At 44.2% G+C, this 23,959-nt stretch carries 10 protein-coding genes; 6 read left to right on the top strand and 4 right to left on the bottom strand.

The window, feature by feature from the left end; genetic code table 11:
* Positions 1 to 19 precede the first annotated feature (19 nt).
* Positions 20 to 1,726, bottom strand: a complete 1,707-nt coding sequence (locus HC965_RS00515) for a RagB/SusD family nutrient uptake outer membrane protein (protein ID WP_191029591.1) — start codon at positions 1,724 to 1,726, stop codon at positions 20 to 22.
* A gap of 30 nt (positions 1,727 to 1,756) precedes the next feature.
* Complete coding sequence (locus HC965_RS00510; protein ID WP_191029590.1) at positions 1,757 to 4,867, bottom strand: TonB-dependent receptor; 3,111 nt, start codon at positions 4,865 to 4,867, stop codon at positions 1,757 to 1,759.
* Positions 4,868 to 5,156: 289 nt separating this feature from the next.
* Here HC965_RS00510 and HC965_RS00505 point away from each other — a divergent pair, with 289 nt between their 5' ends.
* Positions 5,157 to 6,005: a Bro-N domain-containing protein gene (locus HC965_RS00505; RefSeq protein WP_191029589.1), complete on the top strand. Its 849-nt coding sequence runs from the start codon at positions 5,157 to 5,159 to the stop codon at positions 6,003 to 6,005.
* Between the two features lie 12 nt (positions 6,006 to 6,017).
* Complete coding sequence (locus HC965_RS00500) at positions 6,018 to 6,890, top strand: aldose 1-epimerase family protein (RefSeq protein WP_191029588.1); 873 nt, start codon at positions 6,018 to 6,020, stop codon at positions 6,888 to 6,890.
* Positions 6,891 to 6,981: 91 nt separating this feature from the next.
* Here the strand turns inward: HC965_RS00500 and HC965_RS00495 are convergent, their stop codons facing one another.
* Complete coding sequence (locus HC965_RS00495) at positions 6,982 to 8,409, bottom strand: GH32 C-terminal domain-containing protein (protein WP_191029587.1); 1,428 nt, start codon at positions 8,407 to 8,409, stop codon at positions 6,982 to 6,984.
* A 146-nt stretch (positions 8,410 to 8,555) separates the two neighbouring features.
* Positions 8,556 to 11,069 carry a family 43 glycosylhydrolase gene (locus tag HC965_RS00490; RefSeq protein WP_191029586.1) on the bottom strand — a complete coding sequence of 838 codons (2,514 nt, stop codon included), beginning with the start codon at positions 11,067 to 11,069 and terminating at the stop codon, positions 8,556 to 8,558.
* Between the two features lie 774 nt (positions 11,070 to 11,843).
* Here HC965_RS00490 and HC965_RS00485 point away from each other — a divergent pair.
* From HC965_RS00485 to HC965_RS00470, 4 genes are all read left to right on the top strand, one after another.
* Positions 11,844 to 15,086 carry a glycoside hydrolase family 2 protein gene (locus HC965_RS00485; protein ID WP_191029585.1) on the top strand — a complete coding sequence of 1,081 codons (3,243 nt, stop codon included), beginning with the start codon at positions 11,844 to 11,846 and terminating at the stop codon, positions 15,084 to 15,086.
* A 98-nt stretch (positions 15,087 to 15,184) separates the two neighbouring features.
* Positions 15,185 to 17,446 carry a GH92 family glycosyl hydrolase gene (locus tag HC965_RS00480; protein ID WP_191029584.1) on the top strand — a complete coding sequence of 754 codons (2,262 nt, stop codon included), beginning with the start codon at positions 15,185 to 15,187 and terminating at the stop codon, positions 17,444 to 17,446.
* Positions 17,447 to 17,644: 198 nt separating this feature from the next.
* On the top strand, positions 17,645 to 20,230 hold the full coding sequence (locus HC965_RS00475; protein WP_191029583.1) for a hypothetical protein: 2,586 nt from the start codon (positions 17,645 to 17,647) through the stop codon (positions 20,228 to 20,230).
* Positions 20,231 to 20,677: 447 nt separating this feature from the next.
* Positions 20,678 to 23,956: a SusC/RagA family TonB-linked outer membrane protein gene (locus tag HC965_RS00470; protein WP_191029582.1), complete on the top strand. Its 3,279-nt coding sequence runs from the start codon at positions 20,678 to 20,680 to the stop codon at positions 23,954 to 23,956.
* Positions 23,957 to 23,959: the final 3 nt, after the last annotated feature.

The following is a 23,959-nucleotide window of genomic DNA, read 5'->3' as shown; positions in this document are numbered from 1 at the left end:
GATTTTATCTGTCTTACGATTACCAGCCATAATTCTGCTTGTACAGGTTACCGCTGTAATTTATCTGTTTCTGCGGGATAGGCAGATATTCATTCTTATTCTTCGTGAATACAGCTTCGCCATAATAAGAACGGCGTGCAGTCTCAGTGCGGTAATAGTTATTTATTACTCTATCGGCAATTCCCCAACGTACCAAGTCGAAGAAGCGACTTCCTTCCATGGCAAATTCCAAACGGCGTTCCCACTGTAATGCTTCGCGAGCCATTTCTTCCGATGTAAAGCTGGCATACGGAGATACTTTGAAACGGGCATTGTAGTCGAAAATCAATACTGTGCTCTTGGCGGCACGGTTGCGCACTTCATTAATCAAAGGCAGTGCTTCCTGGTAACGGTGAAGCTCAATCAGGGCTTCGGCACGCATCAACAGTACATCTGCATAACGCAGCACGATATGATTCAGCGAGTTGGCATAGAACACACCGACCTTTTTCAGACAGGTACAGTCTTTATCCACATTTTCTTTCAGTGACGCATATGTACCATAGAAGGTTTTGTTGCGGCTCCAACTTTCATCGAAAGTATATTTCTCATTATACTTATAGGGGAAACCCGGAATAGCTACCGTGTGAAACAGACGGGGGTCTACCGGGTCTGTTGCACTGTTATAATTTTCGGTATCATAGGAACCGACCAAAGGAAATCCATCCACACTGGTCTTGAATGCATTCACCAGGTTTTGGCTCGGCTTGTGGAAGTCACAGCAGCCGATTCCTTGCGGAGCAGTCAGCTGGTCGCCAAAGTTCAGATTACCATATTTAGTTCCGTCATTCTCCGAGTATTGAACCGCCCAAATGGACTCTCTGCCATTTTCGTATTGCGGCAGAAAGTTCATGGAGTAATCCTGCTCCAGGCTGAAACCGCCCGCTTTCATAATCGCGTCGTCCGTATAAGCCAATACGGCTTTCAGGTCATCTTCGTTAATTTCCGTCACTTCATTCTTTTCATTCTGACGGTAGGCTTTGTAGAGCATTGTTTTTGCCAGATAGGCGGAAGCTGCGGCACGGGTGGGACGTCCCTTTATGGTTTGCCCATCCTGTATCCAGGTGTCCGGCAGGTTTTGGAAAGCAAACTTAAAGTCGTCGGCAATCTTCTGCCATTGCTCGTCACTGGTATATTGCACGTTAGAAATCTTCGTGTATTGTTCTGTCGGAATCGTTTCGTCCACAATCACAATATTCTTGAACATCTCTTTGAGCATAAATAGATAGTGACCGCGCAGGAAACGCATTTCTCCGATACGTGCCTGTTTCAAAGGATAGTTGGCTTCATCAATCGAGTTGAGTGAACTCAATGCAGCGTTTGTACGGGAGACACCGCAATAAAAACGATACCAGATATCATCAAAAGCCCAGTTATCGGTCGTGATTCCTTTTCCTATTTCAAGAAAGTGGAAGTGCGAGCCGTCTTCGGAGTTGAGTCCGCCTTTGTATGCGTCGTCCGAACGGACATTTCCATATGGCCAAAGGCTGAACGGGGCATTCATGTCCTGCCCTGTCACCATGTAGGCATAAGCGGCAATAACGAGATTGTCCACATATTCGGGCGTCGTGATTTCTTCCTGCGTGAGGGAGCCTTGCAAATTCCGGTCCAGAAAATCATTACAACCGGTAGTGGTCAACAAGGAAGCTGTCAACAGCAATGATATATATAGTTTTCTCTTTTTCATATCTTCATGTATTATTGATAAGTAACTGGATTAAAAACCGATGTTGAATCCGAATGTGAGATTCATAGGAATCGGATAAGCAAAACCTTTATCCTTGTCTTCAGGGTCGAGGCCGGTAAAGTTCTTGCTCTTGATAGTCAGCAGGTTCTGTGCACTGAAGTAGAAGCGCAGGCGTTCCATGCAAATCTTCTTGGAAATAGCGGCGGGCAGGGTGTAGCCCAACTGCAAATTACGAAGTTTCAGATAAGAGCCGTTTTCTACAAAATAACTGGAGAAACGTTTTTCATCATTCAGGTCGTCAACAGATAATGCAGGAATCGTGGAAGAAGGATTTGATGGCGACCATGCATTCAGCAGGCGTGTACCGCGATTGGCGTTCATGTCTCCTACCGACCAGAAATCGGTATTCTTCTTCACGTCATTTACTACATCCACTCCTTGCACACCTTGCCAGAACATGGTGAAATCAAAATTCTTATATTCCAGATAGATGTTGATACCATACGTAAAGTCGGGGTTCGGATTACCAATCCATGTACGGTCATTTTGGTCGATTACCCCATTACCATCTACATCCCGGTAGCGGATACGGCCAATGCCCTTTCCCGTTTGGTCGGCATGATTGTCCACTTCTTCCTGTGTCTTGAAGATGCCGTCGGCAATGTATCCGGCTCTCATCTGATAGGCATGACCGATGATATTCATGGCACCGTCACCACCGAAATCTCCGGTAGAAGCCACTTCGGAAGGTACGAAAAGAACCTTGTTACGGTAGCTTCCCAAGTTGGCGCTGATGTCATAGCTCAGTCCGAATTTTGTTTTGTTACGATAACCCAAATTGATTTCGAAACCTTTGTTTTCCATAGAACCAGCATTTCGCCAATGCGCTCCACCTTCTCCCAATACGGCGATGTACGATGGTTTCAGCAGTATGTCCGTTGTTTTCTTATAGAAGTATTCGGCAGAGCCATACAGACTTTGGTTGAAGAGTGTAAAGTCGATTCCGATGTTCGTCTGTGTCGTTGTCTCCCATTTCAGGTCGTCATTGGCTAACTGGTCGCGTTTGAAACCGGAAGGAAGAATCAGGCCGCCGTTATTACCGATGATGTCATAGGCAGTTCCGTATGTAGGCGGTTCGCCTGTTCCGTAATTAGAGTTATACAGGGAGAAACGGCCGTTGTTCTCTATTTCCTGGTTACCGGTCTGTCCCCATGCAAAACGGATTTTCAAATCATCCACTACGCTCCGTGTCTTTTCCATGAAAGCCTCCTGGCTGATACGCCATCCTACGGAAACGGAAGGGAAGTTCGCATATTTGTTGTTCTTACCGAAACGGGAAGAACCGTCACGACGAATGGTGAAGGATGCGAGATATTTCTCGTCATAAGAGTAATTCAACTTGCCAAAGAAAGAAACCAGTGAGAAACCACCTGCGCCACCTGTGGCTTGCGCCAGTCCGGTACCTGCGCTGGGGTACATGTAATTGGGGTCGATGACTGCAAAGTCTTCACGATAAGATGCGAGGTCGATGTCGTCTTCACGGTTCAACTCCATACCACCCATGACATCTCCGCGATGTTTGCCGACTTCCAGTTCGTAAGTAGCAATGGCATTCCACATCCATTTGGTGAAATGTTCCTGTTTCATAGTCACGCCGTTGGTGCTGTTCTCCAAAACGCCGTTTTTATAGGGTAATACAAAGTTGCGTTGATATTTCTGTGCATAGTCCAAACCGAAGTTAGTGCGGATATTGAATCCTTTGAACGGATGCAGGTTGGCATAAGCGTTACCGAAGATACGCCAGTATGTATAGCGGTTGTCTTTATTGTCATGCAGCACGCGGGCGATGTTCTGACGGTCGGGCATACTTTTGTTTGGGCCGCCCCACCCTTTTCCGTCTACCGTATGTACGGGAATCATCGGAAGTGAAATCATGGCATCACTCAGCAAGTTGCCCGGTGCCTGCACTTCAGTAGTGCGGTTCAGGGTAAAGTTCTCACCAATGGTAAGGAGGTCGCCGATTACCTTAAAGTCGGCATTCATACGGGCAGAGATACGGTCAAAGTTTGTGTACTTAATCAAACCGTCGTTTTTATAATAGCCTAATGAGAAGAAATAGTTTCCTCTTTCAGTACCGTTACTGATAGAAAGATTGTATTGCTGGATAAATCCGGTACGGGTGATTTCGTCGAACCAGTCGGTATCGCCTACGGCAATGGTATTTTCCGAATCAATGAATTTGGGTAATGACATTCCATGAAGTACCGGAGTGCCATTGCTGTCGTATCCCCAGTTATAATTATAACCGATAGGATTGGCGTTCGGGTTCTTGCCGCTATTAACATTAGCCTGCCACAAGGTACGGCCGTATTGCTCGGTATTCATCATTTCTAACTTGGTCTGATACATTGAGGCCGAAACGGAAGCGTCAAAGTTTACTTTAATCTGTCCTTTCTTACCTTGTTTGGTAGTAATAATAATCACACCGTTGGCAGCACGCGAACCGTAGATAGACGCGGAAGCAGCATCTTTCAACACTTGGATGGATTCGATGTCGTTTCCGTTCAGTTCGTGCATTCCCGATTTAGTAGGCACTCCGTCGACAATGTAAAGAGGGTCGTTGTTGTTCAACGTACCGATGCCGCGAATACGTACGGTGGCGGAACCGCTCGGGTTACCGTCAGTAGTGATGTTCATACCGGGGACACGGCCTTGAAGGGCTTTCACGGGGTTGTTCTCACCTTGTTTCTGTATATCGTCTACTCTGACTACGGATACCGCACCGGTCAAATCGGCTTTGCGTTGGGTGGTGTAGCCGGTCACGACGACTTCGTCTACCATTTGTGTGTCTTCTTCTAATAATACACGGATAGAAGCAGCCGCTTTCACGGTTACGGGTTTGTAGCCGATATACGAAATCTTTAAAGTTGAATTAGCAGGAACGGAAAGGGTGAAGTTACCGTCAAAGTCGGTAATCGTTCCGTTGGTTGTAGCTGTAGTTTCAATAACAGAGGCTCCGATAATCGGCTGTCCGTCCGTCTTGGAAGTAACGTTTCCCTTCACCGTAATGCTTTGCCCCCAAAGGGCTGACATGAAAGCAAACAGGAAACAAACGCTGCAAAGAAGTTTTTTGTTCTTCATAATACTGAGCATTAGTTTAATGTTATTAATTTAAAAGTACGAATTTTCTCTTTATCGATGATGCAAATTACGGTTGATTTATGTCAATCGACTGAAAGAAATGTTTCAAAGGCTGTAATTTATGTTGCATAGAACGCTATTTTATAGGGTTTTATACAGATTTCTTCGAGGTGAAAGAATTATAGGGAATCTATTCTCTTATAAGTATGGAAAATGTTACCTTTGTATAGTGATATAAGCCCCGCAAAAAGGACTGCTTTTCGTTAAAAGATAACTAAAAATAAAATTCATGACTAAGCAACAAGCTTTAAAACTCTTCGAAGAAAAAAGGGTACGTACTGTATGGGATGACGAACAAGAGAAGTGGTATTTTTCAATAGTAGATGTAGTCAGCATCTTAACAGAAAGTATTGATGGACGTAAATACTGGAATAAGCTGAAACAAAGACTAAAAGAAGAAGGAAATGAAACGGTGACAAATTGTCACCAGTTGAAAATGCAGGCATCGGATGGCAAAATGCGTCTTACCGACGTTGCCGATACCGAACAGCTTCTCCGCCTTATACAATCTATTCCTTCTCCCAAGGCAGAACCTTTCAAAGTATGGATGGCTAAAGTCGCCAGCGAACGACTTAACCAAATACAAGATCCCGAATTATCCATTGACCAGGCTTTAACGGATTATAAACGTATGGGATATTCTGAGAACTGGATTAATCAACGGCTGAAGTCAATAGAAATCCGCAAAGACTTAACTGATGAGTGGAAAAGCCACGGATTACAGGAAGGTGTTCAATTTGCTACACTCACAGATATTATTTATCAGACATGGTCGGATATGACAGCTAAGGAGTATAAGCAGTTCAAAGGATTGAAAAAGGAAAATCTGCGGGATAATATGACTAACAAAGAATTGGTACTAAATATGCTTGCAGAACTATCGACTAAAGAAATCTCCGAAGCCAACAACCCGGAAACGTTCAAAGAGCATATGAATGTTGCCCATCAAGGTGGAGAAATAGCCCGTAATGCAAGGCTGGAACTTGAAACTAAAACGGGAAAGAAAGTAATCTCTCCCCTGAATGCTAAAAGCGGCATTCTCTTAAAAGACGAATCAAAAGATGATACAATAAAATAAGTAATGAATGATATGAAAACAATATCCAACGAACAACTTACTATCCAGGTATCTCCGCATGGAGCTGAACTTTGCAGTATCTTTGCCAATGGAAAAGAATATCTGTGGCAAGCCGATCCCGCATTTTGGAAACGCCACTCTCCTGTCCTGTTCCCTATTGTAGGAAGTGTATGGGAGAACGAATATCGGAATGACGGGATTTCTTATACACTCACCCAACATGGATTTGCCCGTGACAGGGAGTTCACACTCGTTTATGAAAAAGAGAATGAAGTACGTTACCGTCTTGTCAGCGATGAGGAGACTTTGCAGAAATATCCGTTTCCATTCTGTTTGGAAATAGGTTATCGTATTCAGGGGAAACAAATCGAGGTGATATGGGAAGTAAAGAATACAGGTGATAAAGAAATGTATTTTCAGATAGGTGCGCATCCTGCTTTCTATTGGCCGGATTTTGATGCTGCCACTTCAGAAAGAGGTTTCTTCGGGTTCGATAAGCAAGAAGGGTTGAAGTATATTCTTATCTCTGAAAAGGGCTGTGCAGACCCTTCTACGGAATATGCGTTAGAGTTGACGGATGGATTGTTGCCACTTGATATACATAGTTTTGATAAAGATGCTTTGATATTGGAAGGTGAGCAGATTCATAAAGTTACCTTATATAATAAGGAGAAGAGTGCTTATCTAAGCCTGCATTTTGATGCTCCGGTAGTAGGACTTTGGTCACCACCTGCAAAGAATGCTCCTTTTGTATGTATCGAACCGTGGTATGGACGTTGCGACCGTACACACTATACAGGGGAATACAAAGATAAAGACTGGATGCAACATTTACAGCCGGGTGAGGTATTCAAAGGAGGATACACGATAGAAATTGATGAATGATTCAATTCATATAACTCATAACTAAAAAAGTAGCTGCCGGATTTCGCATCTGACAGCTACTGAAAAAAACACCTAATCTACAAAACCTAACTTATAATCCTAATCTATACACATTAAAAGAATCGACACTGAATGTACCGCCTTTACCGTAAAAGTACATACGGTTGTATGGTTCCGTCGGAAAGACAAGATTGGTCATCGCTATCTTTCCGTCATTCAAGAATATCTCTATCGAACACTTATCCACAAAAATATCCAGTTTATATCTGTCATCCTTTTGAATAGGCGCCCATGTAGCCAACGCAAAATCATCTATGTAATTAATAGCAGTCGTTTTCCTACGGTCATGAGCTTCTACTTTATGCAGCAAGCTATTCTTTCCAAAATCTGTGATTCCGCTTTTCGTACGGTCCATTACTAACTTCTTCTCGGGAAGATTGAAGTAAATATCGACTTTCTCGCCTTTATCATTAAAGAGACTGAATCCCATAATCTCGGCTTTTCCGGTCACAATATCCAATGAGAGTTCATAAGCTCCTTCATTCTCAGATAAGAGAGAATGAATATGATAATCCTTTGTTACGGAGAAAACAGGAATCTTTTTTGTTTCTTTTCGCAGTGCTCTTGTCTCTGTTACGGGAGTAGCGGAAAGATAGATATCACCGTCTTGTGCGTAAAGTCCCAACTCGCGCGGCAACGCATTGGCACTACGAAATTGTTCGGACGGAACGATATTGCAATATTGCCGGTTATTCATCCAAGGCATAATAATCACACGCTCACCGGTATTAGAGGAGCAGAGAGTAGCACAATGGTCTTTTCCCCAATCCAACCATTTTGTGACATTCGGCAGATTGTCACAAATAAACTTCGTTCCATCAAAGTCACCTATAAAATATTGAGTTGCGCTCCCACCGAAATAACATCCCGGATTTACGTTGACTATCAGTGCCCATTTCTTATGATTCGTATTGCCGTCTACCGGAAGCTCTACCATATCCGGGTATTCGAATTGACAGGGTTGTACGCCGTATCCTTCTCCGAAGCTACTTATATAATTCCAGTCTTTCTCATTCCTGGAATCATAGAAATCTATTTCTTTATCAGTAGAAACAACCATTATCCATTTATTCTCCGGTGCATACCAAAAGACTTTCGGATTACGGCAGTTTTCCGAATCATCGGAAATGAGATGTTTCAGTGTATCACGGGGAGTAACGGGTATTGAATATTCCCAATGTATAAGGTCTTTGCTGACAGAATGTCCCCCATATAGATTTTCCTGCTTGGAATCGTAGGGGGTGTATTGAAAATATAAATGATATTCCCCGTCTTTACAGGTTAATCCATTCACATTGTCCATCCGACCGTAAAGGGGAGTATGATGGTAGACAGGACGGAACTGCTCTGTTTTGGCTGTATCGAATGTACCGCTTGTGTGGCAATAAGCCAATCCGAAGGAGATTGCTAACGCAAGCACTGCACCTTTACATAGTTTTATCCAGGGGGTTGTTCTCATGGCAACAAAGTATTCAATTTTAATAACGCGACTTAATTAAAATAAGACGAAGGCAAAGATAGAGGGTATCTTTGCCTTCGTGTATAAACTTTGTTTCAAAAGGTATCAATTTTGATACATTCCCTTATTCTATTATTTTTATTACTCTACCTGAATTCAAACCAATCAATATTCAATGCACTAAGTATATGGATTTTCATTGTATGAGTGCCGACTGATAATTGCACGTTCGATACGGTAAAATCATTATAGGTATTCCAATTTCCCGTAGTCGTGGATACAGCATCCAACTGCGCCCCGCCATCAAAAGAAAGGGTAAACTTTCCATCCTTTTCTGCCGCGGCACGAACCTTGACGCTAGAAATCTTCTCTTGAACATTGAACGTATATTGAATCCAGTCTCCGCCGGAAGTATTACTAATGTGAACGACATTATTACTTGCACTGATAGCTACTCCCTGATCACTTCTGTAAGATTTGAAATTACCGGATGAACCGTTTTTAAACACATATTGTCCTTCGTCAAAATCCTCCGCCTGAATAACGCCGGGCACCTGACTGTATCCTGCGCCAAACTTAATCCAGTCCATATCAATATCTCCGCTCTTTATGCGGAAGTCGATATATTGCTCGCCTGCTTCCAGTTCTATTGGATATACAAAAGTCTCATTCCATATGCCGGCAGAGCCGCTTAATGCTATTTCACCTGTTTTATAAATTCCATTGACGGCAATACGGAATTTACCGCCTGAACGTTTCTGAAACATTCGGCAAGTGATGCCATAGCGTCCGGCTTCCTTGACATTAATGGAATAACGTACCCATTCACCGGACTTCATACCTTTGAGGTAAGTCATTCCGTTTTGTGTCTCCTGTTTCATGCCGCCTTCTAGCGGGTTCTTATGATATCCATAATGTTCACCGCCTGTATTATAGTCTTCCGCCTGCATGGTCACAGATGGCGACATTCTTACTTCAATAGCCCGGCCACTACGGGGACTTCCCCAGTTCTGCACCATTTTTAATTTATTATTTTGGTCATATTCAATCGGGTCTACACAAACCGAACGCAAAGCGCCTCTTCCTGAATAATTAGCCGTATGATAGAAAGAATACCAACGTCCGTTATATTCGACGATTGAGCCATGGGCTGTTTCTTCTCCGTGAGGATACATATAGGAGCCGCATGGAGTGTATGGGCCTAAAGGATTATTGGACATGGAGTATTGCATCCGGTTACCTCCCTGGCTACCTGCGTGATTGTCCGAATGGCTCAAATAGTATTTACCTTTATACTTATGTACCCAAGGCGCTTCGTGGAAATCGGTAAAGCCGGTCAAAGGACTCATGACGCCGTCCAGTTTCGTCCAGTCATCCTTGCGCAATTTAGCTCCCCAACAGCCTTTGCCGGCACCGCTGGTATAAATATAGGGCTGTCCGTCATCATCGACAAATACACAAGGGTCAATCGTGGAAGGAATCCCGTCAATCACGCCCTGTACTCTGAATTTGGCGGCAGGTTCTTTGCTGGTTGCCACAAAGATACGCCATGTGTTCGCATCAATCTTATGAGGGAAATAAAAATAGTACAATTGGTCTTCCTTATTATATGCACAATCGGGAGCCCACATAAAGCCGTCGATTCCCATGCCTACCTGTGCCTTTACGGTAGCCGAGTTCATTATTTCCCCATGATCCGTCCAGTTTTTCATATCCGTAGTAGAGAAAACATGGTATCTGTCCATACGGTCGCATCCCTGTGTCGGTTCCATATCGTGTGAAGCGTAGACATAGAGCCGTCCGTCCGCCCAAACGTGTGCCGAAGGGTCGGCAGTATAAAGCGTTCCTGTAAATGAGTTCTGAAACATTGGAGAAGTGAAATTGACAAATAACGGGTTGTGTTCATAATAACCGTATCTTGGATATTCAAATAGGGAGCCGTCCACTTTATCTCCTGTATATTCGCCGGTACGTGTAAAAACAAACTTATCCAAGTTTATACTACCTGTGGTAAACCATCTTAACACGTGCTTTCCCTCGCTCAACTGAACATTCGTCACTTTGACAGAATGTGAAAATACACTCCATTCATCTTCCGGTGAATCCACTATCTGCCCCGCAGATTTCCCGTCCACCTCAAAATAAAAGCTGGTCTTTCCGCCACCCGACACACAGTATGTCTCAATGGAATAAGCTCCCGCTTGTGTAACCTGTAATGTATAGCAAAGCCAGTCATCGTTGTTGATATTACCTATATTAATGACCGTCCCGCTTTTACTGATAGCGACTCCCTTTTCTGTACGATAGTCTTTGTAGTTTCCGGCCGTACTGTTTTTAAAATTAAAAGAGATACCCTGTCCGCCATCATCAAAATCTTCGGCTTCTACCGTAGCAGGTACTCCCGAAATCACGGACAAACTATTTCCTTCCGAATCTTTCTTAAACGGAACTCCCCGATAATTTGCCAGGTATTCCTCGCAGCTAATCCCATTATCATAGCGGTCGTCCACATATACATATTCATCGTCATCATCATCTCCCTGCCCGGAATCATCATTGATTGATGAACGGTCTTCCTTGCAAGCAACATTCAAAACAACGAATCCTCCAAAGAACAGTGGAAGAAAACACCTCAAAGCAAATAACAATTTGTGTCTCATAGTTTTTCATTTTATTAAATTGCACTTATTATATCTGTATATGCAAAGATAAATTGAGCCGCTTTCCTACTGTATTAAAACCGGATTAACCCAAGATTAAAAAACAATTAAATCGCTTAAAAAGCTATTTTTCTTATCAATTATACAAATCTATAGTTGAAAAGAAGCTCTTATTCACTCTTGATGCGGTTATAAACTAAGCGTATCGTTATGAACAATTCTAAATCCGGCATATTTCTATCTATTATATTTAATGCAATTAGTTGCAGCTATACATAAATCTAATCGTCTGACAGCTGTCAGACGAAAATTCAACAGTTGTCAGACGCAAGTTCAACAGCTGTCAGACGAAAAGATAACAACTGTCAGACGAATAAATTTATTCATAGAAAATAATAGTTTTCGATGAATAAAAAACTAATTTTTATTATGAATCAAATTAATCGTCTGACTATAGTTGAATTTCCGTCTGACTATAGTGAGACGAAAGAAGCACTATAGTCAGACGATTAGATTTATGTATAGCTGAAACTAATTTCATACTAAAACGAGTAAACCGGACACTGAAAAAAATATTATTGTTCATACGTTTTTTAGTTCTGCCAAGACAATAACTAAAGCCTATTTTCTCCTTTATTTGGAAAAAAAACAGATGTTTTATGCAATTAATTAGTTTTTAATCCTAGATTAAGCCCTTTCATTCCCCCTTTTTAATGCTTTTCCTTTTACTTTGCCACTAACTAATAATATCAGAAAAACTATTAATATACAAATATGAAAAAGAATCTAATCCTATTGTGCAGTCTGCTGGCAAGTTTTACCATCCAGCCCATACAGACAAATGCGCAAACAGTGACTAACGGACAAAAGTTACTTTATCCCTACCCTTTTGCTCCCAGTGAAGGTTTGGTGAACAAAACCGAGAAGGAGCATCGCCAAGAGATTTGCTTAAATGGCTACTGGGATTTTCAACCCGTCTCTTTGCTGAAAGACTACAAACAAGGAAAAGGGGTAGCTCCCGAATTACCGCTCCCGAAAGACGGTAGTAACTGGAGTGCTACACGCATCAAAATACCTTCACCATGGAATATCAACTCTTTCGGTTACCGTGACTTGGAAGGTCCCGACCACCGCAACTATCCTTCTTACCCTAAAGAATGGGAACAAGTGAAAATGGCATGGATGAAGAAGAATATCACTATTCCCGCCAATTGGACAGGTCAGCAAATCAAACTTTACTTTGAAGCTGTCGCAGGATATTCCGAAGTCTATATCAATAAGACAAAATTAGGCGAGAACTTCGATTTGTTTCTGCCTTTCAGCTTCGACATCACAGATAAAGTGACTCCCGGCGAAACAGTGGAAATACTTGTGGGAGTACGCAGCCAATCCTTATTTGAGGATAATTCGACCATCGGACGCCGTACGGTTCCCGGAGGTTCGATGTGGGGCTATCATATCAATGGTATTTGGCAGGATGTATATCTGTTAGCTTTGCCTAAAGTACATATAGAAGATGTATATGTGAAACCACTGGTTGGCAAGAATACATTGGAAATCGAGATAACCCTGCAAAATAAGACCGCTCAAAAAGCGAATATACAACTGGAAGGTAATGTCAAAGAATGGATTAACTGTGCCGGAACAGATGTAAATTTGGCTCCCGTTCCCGCCTGGACACTTGGTACGGAAGCATTGCAGGTAGCTCCGCTCAAAGTTTCGCTGGCTGCCAATGAATCAAAGAAAGTAACCGTGGAAGTTCCGGTCAGTGAGAATACATTGCAATACTGGACTCCCGAACACCCGAATCTGTATGCCCTGCTGCTTTCCATAAAAGACAAGAAACAAACTGTCGATACAAAATACGAACGCTTCGGCTGGCGTGAATGGACCTTGCAAGGTACTACGCAATACCTGAACGGCGAACCGTATGCGCTGCACGGAGATTCCTGGCACTTTATGGGTATCCCGCAAATGACACGCCGCTACGCATGGGCTTGGTTCACTGCTATTAAAGGAATGAATGGCAATGCAGTTCGCCCCCACGCACAGGTTTATCCTCGTTTCTACATGGATATAGCCGATGAAATGGGTATCTGCGTACTGAATGAAACAGCCAACTGGGCTAGCGACGGCGGTCCGAAACTGGATTCGGAACACTTTTGGGAATCATCGAAAGAACATCTGAAACATTTCGTCTTGCGTGACCGCAATCATGCTTCCGTTTTCGGATGGAGTGTCAGCAACGAGAACAAACCCGTTATCCTGCATGTATACAACCGTCCCGAACTGATACCTGCCCAACAAAAGGCATGGGAAGAATGGCGTGACATCGTACGCCTGTACGACCCTACGCGCCCCTGGATTTCATCGGATGGAGAAGACGACGGTAACGGTATATTGCCTGTAACCGTAGGACACTATGGAGACATCAACTCCATGAAACACTGGATTAGCATCGGAAAACCCTGGGGTATCGGTGAACACAGCATGGCTTACTACGGCACACCTGAACAAGTTTCCAAATACAACGGAGAACGTGCCTACGAATCACAGGAAGGACGTATGGAAGGCTTGGCCAACGAATGTTACCACCTGATAGCCAACCAACGTAATATGGGTGCTTCATACACCACTGTCTTCAATATGGCATGGTACGCACTACAACCGCTCCCACTCGGCAAAAGAGATGTCACCAAAGCGCCTACTGTCGGCGAAGACGGTATATTCTTCGGTGAATATAAAGAAGGAATTCCGGGTGTACAACCCGAACGTGTAGGGCCTTATTGCACCACATTCAATCCCGGATACGACCCCACATTGCCACTCTATCGGGAATGGCCGATGTATGCAGCTTTACGCGCAGCCAATGCTCCGGGACAACCGGCATGGTCGCCTTACGCCACAATCGACAAAGACCGGTATAAAGCTCACGAAGCAGCCAATACAGCCAAAAAATATAAGGAAGTAGTATTTATCGGCCAGCCAAGCAGCAAAGTGAAACAACTGATGGATGCCCAAGGAGTAATATTCGCTTCTAAAATAACGACTCCTTCGTCATTGCTCTATATCGTAGACGGCAGCCAGGCGTTGGATGCCACTACCCAAAAGGAAATACAAAAACAACTTGTCAAAGGCGCAGACCTGTGGATTTGGGGGATTGCACCGGAAACCGTAGGAAGATACAACGAGATTCTGCCGCTTCCGGTAGCATTAGACCCATTGAAACGTTCTTCTTTCCTACCCGTACAGAAAGCATGGATGCATGGACTCAACAATTCCGACTTCTATTTCTGTGAGCTTCAAAAGGCGGATGCTTCCGATTATTCTTTGAAAGGTGCGTTGGTAGAAGAAGGTGATGTCTTATTGAACGCCTGTAAGACCGACTGGCGCAAATGGAACAAGCGTCCGGAAGAAATCAAGACTGCCGGAACTCTTCGCAGCGAATACGAATGTACGTCCGCCACTCCGGTATTTGTGAAATACCAGCAGGGCGCTTCCACTTTCTATTTGAGTACAATCACTGAATTTGCCAACTCAGAAAAAGGATACAACACACTGAGCATCATCTTGAAGAATGCAGGTATTCATTATGAAAAGCCTGAAATCGACATCAATGAAGTCTTTTTCCTCCGCGACGAGCAAGTAAACTTCCCGGTAGCTACCAAAGATAAGTTTGTAAAGGCAGATGATAGTTGGGCATTGGAGTTTTACGTATTTAGTCCGCGTCCTTTGGACGACTTGCTGATAGAGCCTAATATGCCGAAACTCTCCTTAATGCTAAAAGCAAAGAAACGCGAACTATTCATTAATGACAAACCTTATGCCAGCGTATCCCATGAAGGACGTAACGAGATTATTTATAAAGAGTTACCCCTACTGCAAGGATGGAATAAGCTAGTCATTAAAATAGGAGACGGCGACCGACACGACTTCAGCGGTTTCTTTAAATGCGACAACAAGAAGGATTTTCTTCCGACCTTGCAAACAGCTTTTATAAACCCGGAAGCCAAATAAAAGGCTCAATAAAAGTCAAATAAAAGCCTGCTAAAAGACGATTAAAAGACTATTTAATAAAACGATTCATAGTAAAACGATTAAAAATAAAAGCAATCATGAGAATTCTACATTTCTTTGCTACTACGGCAATCATTGCCATGTTAAGCGGATGTAATGGAGGACAACTACAGACTTCCAACCGGACGCCGGTCGATTATGTCAATCCATACATCGGGAATATCAGCCACTTACTGGTTCCCACGTTCGCTACCGTCCAGTTGCCAAACAGTATGCTTCGTGTCTATCCCGAACGTGCCGATTACACAACCGAATTATTGAACGGACTGCCTTTGATTGTCACCAACCACCGGGAACGTTCCGCATTCAACCTCAGTCCCTATCAGGGAAAAGAGCTTCGTCCCATCATTACTTACAACTATGACAACGAGCACCTCACTCCCTATTCATATGAAGTAGAGCTTGACGACAATCGTATGAAAGCGGAATATGCCCTTTCCCATCAGTCGGCTCTCTACCGGATTACATTTGAGGCGGACAAACCCGCCTATATCATTGTCAACTCTCGCAACGGTTCCATCCATGTAGGTGAAAACTTTATCAGCGGACACCAGCAATTGAGTGCAAATACCAATGTATATGTATATATCGAGCCGCAGGAAAAACCGATAAGCACCGGCATCCTGAACGATGGAGTCATCGAAGCCAGCAAAGACAATGCGGAAGGAATCAACGCCTGCGCAGCATGGCGTTTTGCCGACGGCACAACATCGGTCAGCCTTCGTTACGGCATCTCTTTCATCAGCGAAGAACAGGCTGAAAAGAACATGCGCAATGAACTGAAAGACTACAACATAAAGAACCTGGCAAAAGCAGGACGACAGATATGGAATGATGCCTTAGGCTCCATCAAAGTGGAGGGAGGAACAGAAGACGACAAGACCGTATTGTACTCTTCATTCTACCGTACTTTCGAACGTCCTATCTGTATGAGCGAAGCCGGCGGCCGCTACTTCAGCGCCTTCGACGGCAAAGTACATGACGACAACGGTACTCCTTTCTATAACGACGACTGGATTTGGGACACCTACCGCGCTGCCCACCCGCTTCGCACACTCATCGACCAGAAAAAAGAAGAAGACATCATCGCTTCTTTTCTGTTGATGGCTGAACAGATGGGAACGATGTGGATGCCTACCTTCCCTGAAGTGACAGGCGACTCACGTCGTATGAACTCCAATCATGCCGTCGCCACCATAGCCGACGCCCTTGCCAAAGGCTTGAACATAGATGCGGCAAAAGCCTACGAAGCCTGCCGGAAAGGAATTGAAGAAAAAAACCTTGCCCCCTGGTCGGGAGCAGCCGCAGGTTGGTTGGATAACTTCTACCGTGAAAACGGATACATCCCCGCCCTTCGCCCGGATGAAAAGGAAACCGACCCGAACGTGCATCCTTTTGAAAAGCGTCAGCCTGTTGCCGTCACACTGGGAACCAGCTACGACCAATGGTGCCTTTCACGCATAGCAGACGTATTAGGCAAAAAAGACGAAGCCGCCCATTACCTGCAATGCTCTTACAACTACCGGAATATCTTCAATAAAGAAACAAGTTTCTTCCACCCGAAAGACAAGGATGGCAACTGGATTACTCCATTCGACTATCGTTATTCAGGTGGTATGGGTGCCCGCGAATATTACGGAGAAAACAACGGCTGGGTATATCGCTGGGACGTACCTCACAATGTAGCCGACCTTATCAACCTGATGGGTGGCAAAGAGCAGTTTATCGCCAATCTCGACCGCACCTTCAGCGAACCGTTGGGACGAAGCAAATATGAGTTCTATTCAACACTCCCCGACCACACAGGCAACGTCGGACAGTTCTCCATGGCAAACGAACCGTCATTGCACGTGCCTTATCTCTACAACTATGCAGGCCAGCCGTGGAAAACGCAGAAGCGTATCCGCCAAATGCTGAAAACCTGGTTCCGCAATGACCTTATGGGTATGCCGGGAGATGAAGATGGCGGCGGTATGACTTCATTTGTAGTCTTCTCCTCACTGGGCTTCTATCCTGTCACTCCGGGAATGGACGTCTACAATATCGGAAGCCCGCTTTTCACGAATGCAAAGATTACACTCAGCAACGGTTCCGTATTTGAAATCGAAGCTCCGAACGCTTCCGAAGAAAATAAATACATCCAGTCGGCTACACTGAACGGGCAGAAATGGGAAAAGCCCTGGTTCAGTCATGACGACCTGAAGAATGGCGGCAAATTAGTACTGACAATGGGTAATAAACCGAATAAGACATGGGGCAGCGGAGCCAACGACGCTCCCCCATCAGCAGACAGTAAATAAACTCCGGACGGTTTATATGAAGATGCCGCAAAATAGAATTTTCATTTCCTACATTCTATTTTGAGACATCTTCATTTTTCATAAAACGTATGATAGTCATACCCAATGCCCGTTTCAAAGTATTGCCTTTATAAATAACTCCCATTTCTTGGGTATATCATACAGTTTTTTGTATTTTTGCACTATAAACAGAGTACTATGAAATACCAACTGCAAATTTTGCTCTTTGTCCTGCTTTGCACGGTAGGTAAAGTGGACGCATCTTCTTTGTATGATTATGGACTTTCTCTCAAATCCCATACAGTACCGGGAGTGGAGAGAACTACCCTGTATTTAAATGATAACCAACCTCTCTCTATAAAAAACGACTTCACCATTTCATTTCAAATGTATGTACGTGCCAACGAACCCGACTTTGGCTCCATTCTCCATCTGCATACAAATACGAACCAGTTTATCCGTTTTTCATTCGTCGCGGGTGAAGAAAGACATTTTCCGGCATTGGTGCTCAATGAAGGAATCGTAAACATAAACAGCCCCATAGAACGTGAAAAATGGCTTGATGTCTCTTTGCATCTACGCCTGAAAGATAACGTTATCGAAGTAGATTACGATAACAAGAAAATATCTGCCATGGCTCCCCTGCAAGGAGTGAAAAGCGTTACGGCTTCATTCGGGCAAATGCAACAATACCTTGCGGACGTGGCTCCTATCGACCTGAGAAATATAACCATCACACAAGATGGGAAACAGACACGCGAATGGAAATTGTGGAAACACAATGACAGTGTGTGTTATGATGAAATAGAAGGAGCCGTGGCACGCGCAGTCTATCCTTTATGGTTGATTGACAATCATATCGAGTGGAAACTTATCCATCAGGCTAAAATTCCGGGAAAACTGGATATAGCTTTCAACGTTCGTGAAGCCTTATTCTACTTAGTTAATTCCCGGTCGATTGATATATTAGACGAAAACGGAGTCTTACAAAAAGAAATAACCATACGCGGCGGTTACCCGGCTGTCGAATCTCCCAACCACCTTATATACGATACTTTAAGCAACCAATTAGTATCTTATTATCCGAAGAAGGGCACGACTTCCGGTTTTTCATTCGATACGGATAAATGGAGTAATGAGATACGCAATACGGAAGAAGCTTCCAACTATAATCATGCCAGGGCATTCAATCCGGCTGATTCTTCATTCTACTTTTTCGGCGGTTATGGTTTCTACCAATACCGTAACGACCTCTATCGGATGAAGTCCGGCACCGGCAAAATGGAACAAATAGAATATGAACGTCCCCTCTATCCCCGTTACTCGGCAGCTATGGCCGTAGTAGGCGATGAACTATATATCTTTGGCGGTAGAGGAAACAAGTATGGCAAGCAGGAATTAAGTACCCACTATTATTGGGGCTTATGCGCCATTAATCTGAAAACCAAGCAATCACGCATCGTCTGGCAAAAAGACAAGCCCAAAGCAGATGGTACGATTATGGCTTCATCCATGTATTTCGAACCATCGGACAGCACTTTTTATGCCGTCTCTACAAATAAAGGAGGCGTATTGTGGAAGATTTCCATGAAAGATTCCGTCTACACGGAAGTCTCCAAACCGATATATAATGAATCGACTTATCAAGACTGTGACTTCAGCCTATATACTTCTCCGTCACACGGGAAACTGTTCCTCGTATTGGATAAGATACTAAGCAACCATACACATGATGTTGCTATCTACTCTATCAATATGCCGCTCGTGAACGAGATGGATATCCGGCAGTCCACGACCGAAGAAGGTACTGCTAACCATTGGTATATCTATGCCGTCGGCATCTTATTATTGCTTGCCATATGTGGCTTTATATTCTACCGCTTCAAATGCAGCAGCAAAAAGAAAGAAGCATCTTCATCAAAGAAGACAGCGGAAAAGACAGCCAACGCAGCAACCGGAAACATTCAAAAACAACCGGAACTGACGGAAGCCAGGAGTACACCAAAAAGAGAAATCATGCAAGACACAGAGCCTGTTTTCGCAGAAGCTATCAACTATTACGACCGTAGCCGTGCATCCATTTCTTTATTAGGTTGTTTCAACGTACGTGATAAAGACGGGAATGACATCACTTCCAACTTTACGCCCCGTTTGAAACATATGCTTATCCTTCTGATACTCCATACAGAGAAAAATCCACAAGGCATCTTAGCTTCCAAAACAACGGAGATACTATGGCCGGAAAAAGAAGAAACCGCCGCCCGTAACAACCGCAACGTAAACCTGCGCAAGCTGCGGGTGCTGCTGGAAAGCATCGGCGACATGGAAGTAATGATAGAAAACAATTTCCTGCGCATCAAATGGGGAACCAATGTTTTCTGCGATTACCATACCCTGATTGCATGTACCAAACAGTTTGAGCAGGAGAAAAGCGAAGAACTGCTGAATCGAATCCTGGAACTGCTGCTATACGGTCCCTTAGTGCCTAACACTATCCTTGATTGGCTGGACGACTTTAAGGATGCCTATTCCAGTCATTCCATCGACCTGCTGAAGAACCTGCTGGATATTGAAATGAAACGGAATCATCAGGATATGATTATCCGCCTTGCCGACATCATGTTCCTGCACGACCCGCTTAACGAAGAAGCACTGGCAGCCAAATGTAATGTACTGGCCGCACAAGGTAAAAAAGGCATTGCCCGAAACCTGTACGACCGGTTCTGCAAAGAGTATCACGACTCCATGGGTGAAAGCTATAAAGTCCCATTTGCCGATTTATAGCCCGGACGACAAGTTATTCAGAATTAATTTCTCTCCTCCCCTTTCCCTGAACCACCGATATACATATCAAGATTTAGGGAAAGGGGAGTTCCTTTTTATATATTCCGCACCACAAAACTGAATAATCCCGACGACATTTCTCATTGCTCATAGCTTTATTTTCATTCAATACAAGGAAAATGCAGTTATTCGTGAATGATTATAAGAAAAAAAAGACTTAATTCACATTTAATTGTTTTTTAATCCCCAATTAATCGCAAACACCCCTCTTTTTTTATTGGATCATAGTTCTTTTGCTGAAAATTAATCTTAAAAACATATCAATATTATGAAAGAAGAAAGAACACCTTAATCTGATTCGAATGATGAAGCCCACAATTAAATCAAGCTTCCTCATCCGGTTAATTCTTAATTTAGTGATTATTCATAAATAAATTCATGAAAAACATGAAACAACGATTTTCTCAGTACATGAGATACTATGAAAGAAGTCTCATTTTAATTTTAATGCTGTTCAGCGTTTCGGTAATGCAAGCACAGAACCGGGCGGTAAAAGGAACAGTGACTGATGCACAAGGTGAGCCTATTATCGGTGCTAATGTAGTGATAGTGGGCGGAACAAAAGGTGTAATAACCGACCTTGATGGTAAATACTCTATCCAAGTCCCTGAAAACGGTGCTGTGTTGAAATTCTCCTATATCGGTTTCAAGACCAAATCATTCAATGTAGTGAAAGGAAAGAACATATTGAATGTGACCCTGGAAGAAGATGCTGTCATGCTGGAGCAGACAGTAGTAACAGCCATGGACTTGCGCCGTGATGAAAAATCACTTTCTACCGCTTTCCAAAAGATGGATGTAGAAAGCATGACCGAAAACCGGGACGCCGGATTCGTCAACATGCTGGCAGGTAAAGTGGCGGGATTGCAGGTTATCTCCAACGGTGCCGCCGGTTCGGCCACTGTACGTATCCGTGGTGCCAACTCTATCTCCGGTAACAACCAGCCACTCTATGTTATCGACGGTGTACCTATTATTAATGATGTGGCAGGCGGTGAAATCGACTACGGTAACCCTGCCAACAGTATCAACCCGGACGACATCGAAAACATCGTAGTCCTGAAAGGTGCCAACGCTTCCGCCCTTTACGGTTCGGACGCAGCCAACGGCGCCATCCTGATTACCACCAAGAAAGCCGGTCAGAGAAGCGGACTGGGTGTCACGTACTCCACGAACGTACAGTTCACAGAGTTCTCCCAATACCCCATCTATCAGAATATATATGGTGGCGGACACATCAACCGTTTTGAGAACAACAAGGCAAACTCATTCAATGGTGACGTCAAAGTTCCCTACGACCCGAATCTGCCTTACGGTATCCAACGCATGGGCGGTTATGACAACTCCCGTTCATGGGGTATGCCCATGTTAGGCTTCCAGGTAGTAGGCCGCAACGGGGAACTTAAATCCTACGTCCCCACCCCGGCGAATACCACCTCTATGTATCAGACTGCTTACTCCTGGACGAACAGTGTTTCTATCGAACGTGCCACCGAGCATGTCTCCACCCGTATCGGTTTTACCAACCTGCGGAGCGACGACGTACTGGAAGGACTGAACAACCTTACCCGTAACGCTTTCAACGTGCGTTCCAACGTGAAACTGACAAAGGCACTGGACATCGACCTGAACGGCCGTTATACCCATGAGAATGTAAAGAACCGCTCTTACCGTAACAACTCGGACCGTAACCCGATTTATACACTGATGGATATGCCCCGTGACCTTTCCATACAGGAAATGTATCCCTGGAAGGACGAGAACGGAAAACCGACCGCCCTCCAGTTCAAAAGCCCGGTATGGATGCTGAACGAACTCTCCAACCAGGACAAGAAAGAATGGATACTGGCAGACATTACGGTAAACTACAAACTGACCAAAGACCTGAAACTGCGTCTGAAAGCCGCCCTCGACATGAATATGAAAGACGGCTATGAGTTCCGCAATATGTATACACCGGGGGATGCCGACGGATTCTATAAAGAATTCACAGAGAAAGCGCGTAACTATACTTACGAAGCCATGCTTTCTTACAACAAGACTTGGAAAGACTTCAACGTATCTGCCAGTGTGGGTACCAATTTTCAAGACTTCCTGTTCAAGAAACAAAACTCGGAAGCCGGAACGCTGGCTACTTCGGACTTTGTCTCTCTGACCAACAACGGCGCTACTATCAAATCATGGCCGGAATATAACGCGAAGCAAAAGCAAGCAGTCTATGGAACTGCCAGCGTAGGTTATAAGGAATTTATCTATGTAGACGTAACCGGACGTAACGACTGGTCGTCTGCCCTGCCTTCCGACAACCGTTCTTATTTCTATTCTTCCTACGGTGTCAGCTTCGTACTGACAGAGTTGGTGAAGAGTATTCCCAAAGATTGGTTATCCTATGCCAAAGTTCGTGGTTCTTACGCAAAGGTAGGTAACGATACCGGCTTCGACCAGTTACTGAACGGATTCAGCTACAATACTTCTTACTTGGGCGATATGGCTTGGTTTGAAAGTGAAAACAAACGGAAAACCAATACATTGAAACCGGAAAGTACCACCTCTTTCGAGACAGGTCTTGACCTTCGTTTCCTGAAAGACCGCGCTTCTTTGAGCTTCACCTATTATAATAAGAACACCAAGAACCAAATCCTGACTTCCACTATCAATGGTGTAAGCGGTTATGGAGAAGCCTTGTTCAACGCCGGTGAAGTAAAGAACTGGGGATATGAAGTAACACTGGGAGTCGTTCCTTTCAAGAACAAGGACTGGGAATGGAAAGTAGACCTCAACTGGGCGAAAAACAACTCGGAAGTTGTATCGCTGGCAAACGGTATGGACTACATGACGTTGACTACCGTACAAAACAGCGTGGAACTGCGTATCGTGAAAGGTGAACCGCTGGTAAGTCTCTACTGCCGCGAACCGTGGAAGACCAATGACGAAGGACAAGTATTGGTAGGAGCCAACGGCCGTCCCCTCTCAGGAGAAGCCAAATTCCTCGCCAGCGTAGAACCGAAATGGACAGGCAGTATCCGTACTTCACTTCGTTGGAAAGACCTTTCATTCTCTGCTATGTTCGATATTCGTATGGGTGGACACGTATGGTCGGAAACGGCTTTCCAGTCTTCCAGAAACGCACAATCCATCATGTCAATGGGCGGACGTACCGAACACCTGTTCTCTGACTTGATTCTGAATGAAGGTGACCAGACCGGCTATCTCGGCATCCTGGACCCTAAATATGTACCGAACGGCAAGAGCAACATCTATATGGATGCTTCCCGCCCGAAAGGAATGAACGTACCCGGAGCCGTTTATGACAGTTCCGTACCGGGACTGGCGGGACAACCTTGCCAGGCATGGATTAAGCCTATCGACTATTGGACTAATGACAGTGGCAAGAACGGTGAACTCTACCTGTACGACGCTTCTTACGTGAAACTGAAAGAAATCTCTTTAGGATACAATATCCCCAAGAACTGGTTGAGAAAGATTGGTTTCATACAATCCATGAGAGTTTCGGCCGTAGGTAGAAACGTAGCCATCCTTCATCAGAAAACGCCGAAAGGGATTGACCCGGAAGCTACTTCATCCATGGGAATCCAACAAGGTTTGGAACGAGGCTTTAACCTGCCTACTTCCAGTTACGGTTTCGATTTTAAAATAACTTTTTAACAG

Source organism: Bacteroides sp. GM023 (assembly GCF_014750685.1).
Classification (GTDB): domain Bacteria; phylum Bacteroidota; class Bacteroidia; order Bacteroidales; family Bacteroidaceae; genus Bacteroides.
This window is presented reverse-complemented; position numbering and strand designations above follow the sequence as displayed.